General features: G+C 30.8%; 3 protein-coding genes. All 3 read left to right on the forward strand.

The genetic code is table 11. The annotated features are described in order from the left end of the window. Positions 1 to 152: 152 nt before the first annotated feature. The 3 genes from PGOND44_RS15450 (at position 153) to PGOND44_RS14760 (ending at position 2718) form a co-directional block, all read left to right on the forward strand. Positions 153 to 887 (forward strand): lysozyme inhibitor LprI family protein, encoded by a 735-nt coding sequence (locus tag PGOND44_RS15450; protein WP_003445868.1) that lies wholly within the window; start codon positions 153 to 155, stop codon positions 885 to 887. 147 nt (positions 888 to 1034) lie between these two features. Next, positions 1035 to 1667 carry a hypothetical protein gene (locus PGOND44_RS14755; RefSeq protein ID WP_003445870.1) on the forward strand — a complete coding sequence of 211 codons (633 nt, stop codon included), beginning with the start codon at positions 1035 to 1037 and terminating at the stop codon, positions 1665 to 1667. A gap of 160 nt (positions 1668 to 1827) precedes the next feature. Next, a complete protein-coding gene (locus PGOND44_RS14760; protein WP_003445873.1) occupies positions 1828 to 2718 on the forward strand; it encodes a hypothetical protein in 891 nt (296 codons plus the stop codon). The last annotated feature ends 16 nt before the right edge of the window (positions 2719 to 2734 follow it).

Raw genomic sequence — 2734 nt, forward strand, 5'->3', positions numbered from 1 at the left:
CCGTGTATAATTAATGGCTTGGTTATCGCCTACTTACGAAAATCCTCGCGGATTTTCTATTCGGTTTTTATTTGCTAAATTAGGTGCTTAAACACGCCACTAATCATACACAAAACCGTTGGCAACAAGCTAAAAAACAGAACGCTGAAAAGATGAACCGAATACTTTTAATATTATTTCTGACTTTTAATTTGACTTGTTTTTCTCAGACACAATCTGAAATGAATAAAGAGTCAAGTAATGAATATAAAAAAGTCGATATTGAATTAAATAATGTTTATCAAAAAATATTATCTGAATATAAATCTGACTCAACTTTTATTGACCGACTTAAAAAAGCGCAAAGAATTTGGATTACTTATAGAGACGCTGAATTGGAAATGAAATTCCCAGCGGACAACAAACAAGCTGAATATGGAAGTGTTTATCCAATGTGTGTTTCATTGTATTTGAAAGAACTGACCGAAAATAGAATTGAAAACCTGAAAGTTTGGCTAAACGGAATTGAAGAAGGAGATGTTTGCGTAGGTTCTGTAAAATCAAAATATGAATTAGACCAAAACGATTATTCCAAAGCATACATTGAAAAAGATAGCACAATTTGGATACCTCAAAATATAAATAGTGAAATTAGAATATTTGGATTTCAGTCCAAAGATATTTTATCTAAAAAAATGATTTTAATCTCTGTCTTTACAAAAGATGTTGAAAATAATCCTTACGATTGTAAATATGGTTCATATTATCACACACAATCAATGGACGATTTGGTCTTAAAGTATTTATCAACTGAAAACCAATTTATGAAAATTGCCATTCTAAAAAAAGGAACATTAATTGACACAGTTTATATGGAAAAGAAATGGTTTGAATTTAGTGAAGAATAAAAGCCAGTTGCCAACACCGTTTATAATTTATTGCTGGCTTCTCGCCTACTTACGAAAGTCCTCGCGGACTTTCTTGGTCGGTAATTATTTACTAAATTAGGTGCTTGAAACACGCAACAAACCATATACAACAACGTTACCACACATTTGAAAAAAACTGAACGGCCATATAATCCAGAAGAAATTAAAGAACTGAAAAGTCGGAAAAACTCGCTTTGGCAACATTTTGAAAATTTCGGAATGAAATGGATTGGAATAACATTTGTCCTTTTAGCACCTTTGTTGATTTATGACAAATTTGTTGGCAAAGTCTCGTCTGATAAGCAACTTCTGATTTTAATTCCTTTGCAAATATTTTCAATTGGAATTGTAATTTATTGGATGAATAGAAACGGACAAATTGGCTGGAATAAAAAAATTGAAAACGAAATTAAAAACGGAAAAGCACAAGTTCTGAAAATAGAAACCGACAAAGTATACAAGAGAAAAGAAACTTACGATTTAGGTTCTGGATTTTACATAAAAATATCGAAAAACGAAACTTTATTTCTGCAAGGTCAGTATTTTGACGAATTACAATATTCTCGGAAATTCCCAAATACTGACTTTGAAATTGTCAGAACTAAACTGCATTTTAATGAATTGATTGACATAAAATCTTTCGGAAAATATTTAAAACCCGAAAAAAAATTAAAAGCGTTTACGAAAGAACAATTTGAACAAAACGAAGTTCATTACGATGGAGATTTATTGAATATTCCAATTGAACAAATAGAATAAAAACGTGTGGTAACACCGTGTATAATTAATGGCTGGTTCTTGCCTACTTACAAAAATCCTCGCGGATTTTCTATTCAGTTTTTATTTACTAATTTAGGTGCTTAAACACGCCACTAATCATACACAATAACGTTGTGGTGCATTATAAAAAAAACTTGCAATGAAATTAAGTTTCGTCAAATATTTGATATTAGTTCTGCTTTTGACAAGTTGCGAAGAAGACAAAAAAACTATAAAAAATTATGGTTATTTAAAAAGTGAACCCCAAAATCTTAATGTAGCTCTCAAACTTTCGGAATTTAAAAATTTCGGCCTTTTTATTGACAGAATAAGTGAAATAACTTGTAATGACAGTATCCCAAAAGTTGTCATTGAAGATAAAAATCTAATAAAAAATATCTATCCGGTTTATGATTGCAATCCAGCACCGTTTAATCCCAAAAGCAAACATTATGTCACTTTTCGAAATGGAAACGCACATAGATTCCGCTCTGAAAAAGAAATAAACATTGACTCATTAGATTATATATTAAAAAACGATTTTGCCTATTATCATACCTCAAATAAAAGCGAGAATCCTGACGTTTATTATACAATAATTGAATCAGAACGAAGTGAAAAAACAAATGGAATTGAAAACCTTTTATTTAATATCACGAATGAATTTGACGAATTAAATAGTAAATTGAATTTAAATATTTCATTCTGGAATATTCCACCTCTTCCGCCACCGCCACCACCGCAAGAAAAATCAGAACAAAAAATACCCCAAGGAATTTTTATCTACGAATTATATTTTGCCGAATTTAGCGGTCGAATAACAAACTCGGAATGTAAAGTGATAATCGATGAGAATAAAATAACAGTCGAACAGACCGAAAACACTAATTTAACGGGTGGAAAAGAGATTTTCAAAGGATTGATTTTAATGCATAAATCAGGAAAGTGGATTTTAGCAGATGACGAAAATGATGTGAACGCTGATGAAATTGGTGGCTGTACAGACATTCCGATTATAGAATTTGATAAAAAACTAATCGAATGGTGCTGAAAAAATAACGCACCAC

Origin of the sequence: Psychroflexus gondwanensis ACAM 44 (assembly GCF_000355905.1) — a bacterium.
In the GTDB taxonomy this organism is placed as follows: Bacteria; Bacteroidota; Bacteroidia; order Flavobacteriales; family Flavobacteriaceae; genus Psychroflexus; species Psychroflexus gondwanensis.

Excerpts from the sequence above, each read along its gene's own strand:
- PGOND44_RS15450 (WP_003445868.1), top strand. The coding sequence starts at position 153 with ATGAACCGAATACTTTTAATATTATTTCTGACTTTTAATTTGACTTGT.
- PGOND44_RS14760 (WP_003445873.1), top strand. The coding sequence starts at position 1,828 with ATGAAATTAAGTTTCGTCAAATATTTGATATTAGTTCTGCTTTTGACA.